This is a genomic window from Cellulomonas sp. APG4 (assembly GCF_009996735.1).
Lineage (GTDB): Bacteria > Actinomycetota > Actinomycetes > Actinomycetales > Cellulomonadaceae > Actinotalea.
On record NZ_JAACYI010000019.1, the window covers coordinates 68,400 to 74,539 of the forward strand.

Consider the following 6,140-nt stretch of genomic DNA (forward strand, 5'->3'; position numbering starts at 1 on the left):
CTCACCTGGATGGTCCCGATCCCGGTGATCCTGCCGCTGTTCGGCGCCGGCCTCGCCCTGGCGCTGTGGAAGCGCACGCGCCTGCAGGGCGTCATCAGCGTGATCGTGCTGAGCCTCGTGCTCGCGACGTCGATCGCGCTGCTGGTGGCCGTGGACTCCGGGCCGCTGGTGCTCGACGTGGGTGGCTGGGCGGCGCCCGTGGGCATCGACCTGGTGGCGGACAGGCTCTCGACGCTGATGCTCACGGTGTCCTCCGCCGTGACGCTCGGGGTGCTCATCTACTCGCTCGCCCAGGGTGTGGCCGACGGCGCCGAGGACACCCCCGTCGCGATCTTCCACCCCACGTACCTCGTGCTCGCCGCGGGGGTCTCGAACGCGTTCCTTTCGGGTGACCTGTTCAACATCTACGTGGGCTTCGAGATCCTGCTCGCGGCGTCCTACGTGCTGCTCACCCTCGGCGGCACGGGGGAGCGCATCCGCGCCGGGACCATCTACGTGGTGGTCTCGCTGATCTCCTCGATGCTGTTCCTCGCAGCGATCGCCCTGGTCTACGCGGCCACGGGCACCGTGAACCTCGCGCAGCTGGGCGAGCGGCTGCCGGAGATCGACCCGGCCGTGCAGCTGATCCTCCAGCTCCTGCTGCTGCTGGCCTTCGGCATCAAGGCCGCGATCTTCCCGCTCTCCGCGTGGCTACCGGACTCCTACCCCACCGCGCCCGCACCCGTGACCGCCGTCTTCGCAGGCCTGCTCACCAAGGTGGGCGTCTACGCGATCATCCGCACCCAGACGCTGCTGTTCCCCGACGGGCGCGCGGACCGGCTGCTCATGTGGGCCGCGCTCGCGACGATGCTCGTGGGCATCCTCGGCGCCGTGGCGCAGAACGACGTCAAGCGACTCATCTCGTTCACGCTCGTGAGCCACATCGGCTACATGATCTTCGGCATCTCGCTGTCGTCCGAGCTGGGGCTGGCGTCGGCGATCTTCTACGTCGCGCACCACATCACCGTGCAGACCACGCTGTTCCTGGTCGTGGGGCTCATGGAGCGGCGCGGCGGCTCGACGTCCCTCGACCGGCTGGGCGGCCTCGCGAAGATCGCGCCGTTGCTCGCGGTGATGTTCTTCGTGCCCGCGATGAACCTCGCCGGCATCCCGCCGCTCTCGGGCTTCCTCGGCAAGGTTGGCCTGTTCCAGGCCGGCATCGAGAGCGGGGATGCGCTCGCGATGGTGCTCGTGGTGGGCGGCGCCGTGACCGCGCTGCTCACGCTGTACGCGATCGTGAAGGCGTGGAACAAGGCGTTCTGGCAGGACGCGCCCGACGACGTGCCCGACGTGCGCCTGCCGCGGGGCATGGTCGGCGCCGCGGCCGCCCTGGTCGCCGTCGGGCTCGGCATCACCGTGGTCGCGGGGCCGATGTTCGACTACACGCAGCGGGCCGCGGCGACGCTGCGCGACCGGGACCAGTACATCCTGGCCGTGCTGCCGGACCGTGAGCGCGGCCAGGGCCAGTCGGCCGACGCCGCGGACGAGGAGGTCGGCAGCTCCCCCGACGACGAGGCCGAGGAGGAGGACGGATGAGCCTGCACCCCCGGCGTCGTCAGCTTCGCTTCACGATCGTCGCGACCCTGTGGCTCACCGCGCTCTGGGTGCTGCTGTGGGGCGACCTGTCGTGGGCGAACGTGCTGGGCGGCCTCGCCCTCGCCCTGCTCGTCACCGCGCTGCTGCCCATGCCCCGCGTCGAGTTCCACGGGCGCCTGCACCCGCTGTCGATGCTGTACCTGCTGTACAGGTTCGTCCTCGACCTGGTGGTGGCGAGCGCGCAGGTCGCCTGGCTCGCGATCGACCCGCGCCGCACGCCGCGCAGCGCCGTCATCCGCGTCCAGCTGCGTAGCCACTCCGACCTGTACCTCACGCTGACGGCCGAGCTCGTCTCGCTGGTGCCCGGCTCGATCGTGGTCGAGGCGCACCGGGTCACGGGGACGCTGTACGTCCACACGCTCGACCTGGACATGGCCGGGGGCGTGGAGGCCGCGCGCAACCACGTGCTCGCCTCCGAGGCCCTCGTGCTGCGCGCGTTGGCGTCGGACGCCGAGCTCGAGGAGATCGGGCTGTCGCGGCGGCCCTCGCGCCACACGGACGCGGACCGCGACGCGATGCCCGACGGTCAGGAGGTGAGCCGATGACCGCCGTCGTGCTCGTGTGTGCCGCACTGATCGCCGCCGGCGGGGTGCTCGCGCTGGTCCGGGTCGAGAAGGGCCCGAGCATGCTCGACCGCACGGTCGCGCTCGACGTCGTGACGAGCATCCTCGTCGCGGCCGTGGCCCTCGAGGCCGCGTGGTCGCGGCGCATCGACACCATCCCGATCCTCGTGGTGCTCGCGCTGGTCGGCTTCATCAGCTCGGTCACGATCGCGCGGTTCGCGGCGGTGGAGCCCGAGGGTGAGGGGCGCGTGCTCACGCGTGAGGAGATCGCCGCGCTCGAGGCCGAGCGCATGGACACCGAGCAGGCCGACAGGCAGGCGTCCGACGACGAGCACCATGGCGGCGGCGCGTCCGGGGAGGTGAAGGAATGACCTGGGACCTCGTGCTCGACGTGATCGCCGGCGTCTGCCTGCTGGGTGGTTCCTTCCTCGCGTTCGCGGCAGGCCTTGGCGTGGTCCGCTTCCCGGACCTGCTCGCACGCATGCACACCGCGACCAAGCCGCAGGTGCTCGGCCTGATGCTGATGATGCTGGGCCTGGGCATCCGGCTGCGCACGGGCGAGATCATCTGGATGCTCGTGCTGGTCGCGGTGTTCCAGCTGCTCACGTCGCCGGTCGCGGCGCACATGGTGTCGCGTGCGGGCTACCGCACGGGCAAGGTGCGGCGTGACGTGCTCGAGGTCGACGAGCTCACCGACGACCTCGAGGCGGCGCGGGCCGAGATCGTCGCCGAGGCGATGGATGAGGAGGTCGCGGCCGAGCGCGAGGCGGGCGAGGGCCGCAAGGGCTGACGCCCGCCCCGCGCCGGGCGACTACTTGAGGAGCTTGGCGGTGCCGCGGGTCGCGAAGACGCGCGCGAGGTAGGCGACCGCTCCGGTGAGCGCCGCCGCGGCGGCGAGCTCGCCCAGCCGCGCCTCGCCCGGCTCCTCGGGCTTGGGGATGTCGTGGCCGACCGTCGCGTGCCACACCTTGGCGAGGATCTTCTGCGCGAGCCACGCGGTGAGGAACGTCGCCCCCATGCCGATGAGCTTGCTGGTCATGTCCTGCTTGTTGTCGTCCCCCACGGGATCCTCCTGGTCTCGATGTCCGTCAGCCACGCTAGCGCCGTGGGGCCGTGGGTGCCCGCCGACCCCCGCACACGTCGCGCGCGAGGGCCGGCGGGCGGCGGGTCAGCCCTGCGGCGCTGCGACGTCGATCACCCAGGTCACGCCGAACCGGTCGGTGAGCATCCCGAAGCCAGGGCTCCAGGGCGAGGCCGCGAGCGGCTCGATGATCTGCGCGCCGTCGGCCAGGCCCTCCCACACGGCGGTGACCTCTTCGAGGCTCTCGCCCCGCACCGACTGGAAGAACGTGCGGTCGGTGAGGGTGGCGCCGTTCTCGCGGCGCGTGGTGCCGGCGGTCTCGGCCGTGTCCGTCGTGTCGTGGCCCGGGATGTCGTACGCCATCACGCGGAAGCCGCCGTCGGACACGACCTGACCAAAGACGATCTTGTCCGCACCCGGGGCTTCCTGCGGCATGCCGAGGTCGCCGTAGGTGGCGGCCGTGAGGGTGCCGCCGAACACCGAGCGGTAGAGCTCGAGGGCCTGCCGTGCGGTGCCCCGGAAGTTGAGGTGCGTGGTGGTGGTGAGGCTCATGGTCCGTCCTTCTCGCGAGGTGCGCGGCTGCCTGCCGCACCCCTAGGTTCCGACGTGTAGCGGACAGGTCACGTCCTCTACTTCCGCGATACTCGATCCATGGCCGAGACGTCGTCGCGCATGCTCGCGCTCCTGTCGCTGCTCCAGTCGCGTCGCGACTGGCCCGGGCAGGTGCTGGCCGAGCGCCTCGACGTCACCACCCGCACCGTGCGGCGCGACGTCGACCGCCTGCGCACCCTCGGCTACGCGATCTCCGCGACCAAGGGGCCCGACGGCGGCTACCGGCTCGCGGCCGGCGCCGAGCTCCCTCCGCTGCTGTTCGACGACGAGCAGGCCGTCGCGATCGCCGTGGCGCTGCAGAGCATGCCGTCGGCCGGGGTGGACCTGGACGAGGCCGCCGAGCGTGCGCTCGCGACGGTGCGGCAGGTGATGCCCTCACGTGTGCGCCACCGGCTCGACGGCCTCCGGTTCACCGACGCCGGCACGGCCGCCCGCGTGGACCCGCACGTGCTCGAGGCCGTCAGCGCCGCCGCGCGGGAACGTCGCGTGCTCAGGTTCGACGACACGCGTGACGGCCGCCCGCCGCGTCGGGTCGAGCCGCACGCCGTCGTCGCGAAGCAGGGCCGCTGGTACCTGGTCGCGTGGTGCCTCGACAAGACCGACTGGCGCATCTTTCGGTTGGACCGACTCGTGCCCAAGCAGCCCTTGGGCGCACGCTTCGACCCGCGACCGCTGCCCACCGGTGACGCCCGCACCTTCTTGGCCGCGAGGTCCAAGGGCGCCGACGACGGCCACGCGTGGCCCTGCTACGCGGAGCTGCTGCTCGACCTGCCCGCAGCCGACGTCGTCCCGTGGCTCGGCGACGGCGAGCTCGAGGCGGTGTCCGACGCCCGGTGCCGCGTGCGGGTGGGGTCGTGGTCGTGGGCAGGGCTGGTCTCGTGGGTGCTCCGCTTCGACGCACCCTTCACGGTGCTCGGCCCGCCCGAGCTGCGGGACGCGCTCGCGGGGTTCGCCGCGCGCATCACCGCAGCGAGCTCGGCCCGGCACGAAGCCGACGCGGACGCGCGCGAGTGAAGGCGACGTCACGATCGCGTGGACGGAGGCGACACCGGTACGCCGCCGCTCAACCTTTGCATCCCTGCAAATTCTGACGAGCCGCCTTACCGGACCCAGGGCGGTTCGTCTGTCCCAGTCGCACTCCGGCACGACCTGCCGGCGACGAATGGGTCGGACGAATGGGCTTAGGAGATGCTCTAGCGGGTTATGGCCTGGGTCTACCCTTTCCCATTCCCCGCACCGCAACTGCCTGGTTGAGGTGGCGTGCGATTCGGCCAATGTGCGATCGTCGAGCGACGAGGAAGCGTAGCTGCGCCTCGGTCCCGTCCTCGCGCACGAGAGCGACCATGTGAAGCAGATGCGACTCGCTGAATCTGTTCGCGAAGCCCGAGTATCGTCGAGGCTCGAACCTGCGCACGGACTCCGTTGGGAATCGCATTGTCCTGAACCAGGAGCGTACGACGACTGAGCTCGAGTCACTCCACACTCCGATAACCGACACACGCGAGACAAGGAGCAGCGCGCCGACCAGTTCGAGACTGGTTTCTACCGGCCGCATGGCACCACCATCTGAGACGCGCAGAAGCAGCAGGGCCAGCCAGAATCCGACAAAGGACCAAGCTAGGGGTGACGCACCGGCGAGGCGGTGACTGCTCAGAGGTTTCACCGTCGATACCTTCGGTTCATGTACTCGTTGGATCGATAGCTAACGGCCGTCCCATAGATGTTTGCGGTACGTGACGTGATGCGGTCGTAGCGTCGCAACTGTCGACGTGTTGCTGTGCCGCGCGCGACGAGGGCTCGCGAGTATGCAGGACGAGCACGCGTCGCTATGGCGCGCAAGCCCTTGGTCGCCACGCCGCCGACGGCCGCGCTCGCGACTTGGATTGCGGCCTCCTTCCACCTGCCCTGCCGGGCGTATGCAGCGGCATACACGCCCCCGCAGACGGCGCCGATCGCCCCCCAGGCTAGCGAGCACGCGGCACCGATCCGCCGGCCCCACCTGCTGTTCGTCAACCAACGCGATGCTGCTCCGCTCGCAGACCAGGCCGCTCTAGCGGCCTTCTTGATGGCCTTCCAAGCGCTCCATCTCCCGTCGAGGTCGTACTGGTTGATGGGGTCTTGTGGGTAAGCGTAGGCAGTGGTGTTCCCGCCGACCACGGGGTCGACGGAGGTGAACAGGCCGGTGGTGGGGTTGTACAGGCGTGCGCCCATGAGCAGCAGGCCGGTGGTGTCGGTGGCGCGCTCCTTGG

8 protein-coding genes are annotated in these 6,140 nt (G+C 70.6%); 5 read left to right on the top strand and 3 right to left on the bottom strand.

Going from position 1 to position 6,140, the window contains the following annotated elements; translation table 11 throughout:
- Positions 1-9 precede the first annotated feature (9 nt).
- From GXB85_RS13760 to mnhG, 4 genes are read left to right on the top strand one after another with little or no spacing between them, the layout of a single operon-like run.
- A complete protein-coding gene (locus tag GXB85_RS13760) occupies positions 10-1,575 on the top strand; it encodes a Na+/H+ antiporter subunit D (protein WP_161918242.1) in 1,566 nt (521 codons plus the stop codon).
- Complete coding sequence (locus GXB85_RS13765; RefSeq protein ID WP_161918233.1) at positions 1,572-2,180, top strand: Na+/H+ antiporter subunit E; 609 nt, start codon at positions 1,572-1,574, stop codon at positions 2,178-2,180. Before GXB85_RS13760 ends, GXB85_RS13765 begins: the two co-directional genes overlap by 4 nt.
- Positions 2,177-2,569, top strand: coding sequence for a monovalent cation/H+ antiporter complex subunit F (locus tag GXB85_RS13770; RefSeq protein WP_161918234.1), 393 nt, complete (start codon positions 2,177-2,179; stop codon positions 2,567-2,569). The genes GXB85_RS13765 and GXB85_RS13770 overlap by 4 nt, the downstream gene beginning before the upstream one ends.
- A complete protein-coding gene (gene mnhG / locus GXB85_RS13775; protein WP_161918235.1) occupies positions 2,566-2,988 on the top strand; it encodes a monovalent cation/H(+) antiporter subunit G in 423 nt (140 codons plus the stop codon). Before GXB85_RS13770 ends, mnhG begins: the two co-directional genes overlap by 4 nt.
- Positions 2,989-3,009: 21 nt before the next feature.
- Here the strand turns inward: mnhG and GXB85_RS13780 are convergent, their stop codons facing one another.
- Positions 3,010-3,261, bottom strand: coding sequence for a DUF4235 domain-containing protein (locus GXB85_RS13780; RefSeq protein WP_370524243.1), 252 nt, complete (start codon positions 3,259-3,261; stop codon positions 3,010-3,012).
- A 105-nt stretch (positions 3,262-3,366) separates the two neighbouring features.
- On the bottom strand, positions 3,367-3,831 hold the full coding sequence (locus tag GXB85_RS13785; protein ID WP_161918237.1) for a VOC family protein: 465 nt from the start codon (positions 3,829-3,831) through the stop codon (positions 3,367-3,369).
- Between the two features lie 99 nt (positions 3,832-3,930).
- Here GXB85_RS13785 and GXB85_RS13790 point away from each other — a divergent pair, with 99 nt between their 5' ends.
- On the top strand, positions 3,931-4,905 hold the full coding sequence (locus GXB85_RS13790) for a YafY family protein (RefSeq protein WP_161918238.1): 975 nt from the start codon (positions 3,931-3,933) through the stop codon (positions 4,903-4,905).
- A gap of 645 nt (positions 4,906-5,550) precedes the next feature.
- Here the strand turns inward: GXB85_RS13790 and GXB85_RS13795 are convergent.
- On the bottom strand, positions 5,551-6,140 hold a 590-nt coding region (locus GXB85_RS13795; protein ID WP_161918239.1), incomplete at its 5' end, for an RHS repeat-associated core domain-containing protein.

Excerpts from the sequence above, each read along its gene's own strand:
- GXB85_RS13760 (WP_161918242.1), top strand. The coding sequence starts at position 10 with ATGGTCCCGATCCCGGTGATCCTGCCGCTGTTCGGCGCCGGCCTCGCC.
- GXB85_RS13765 (WP_161918233.1), top strand. The coding sequence starts at position 1,572 with ATGAGCCTGCACCCCCGGCGTCGTCAGCTTCGCTTCACGATCGTCGCG.
- GXB85_RS13770 (WP_161918234.1), top strand. The coding sequence starts at position 2,177 with ATGACCGCCGTCGTGCTCGTGTGTGCCGCACTGATCGCCGCCGGCGGG.
- mnhG (WP_161918235.1), top strand. The coding sequence starts at position 2,566 with ATGACCTGGGACCTCGTGCTCGACGTGATCGCCGGCGTCTGCCTGCTG.
- GXB85_RS13785 (WP_161918237.1), bottom strand. The coding sequence starts at position 3,831 with ATGAGCCTCACCACCACCACGCACCTCAACTTCCGGGGCACCGCACGG.
- GXB85_RS13790 (WP_161918238.1), top strand. The coding sequence starts at position 3,931 with ATGGCCGAGACGTCGTCGCGCATGCTCGCGCTCCTGTCGCTGCTCCAG.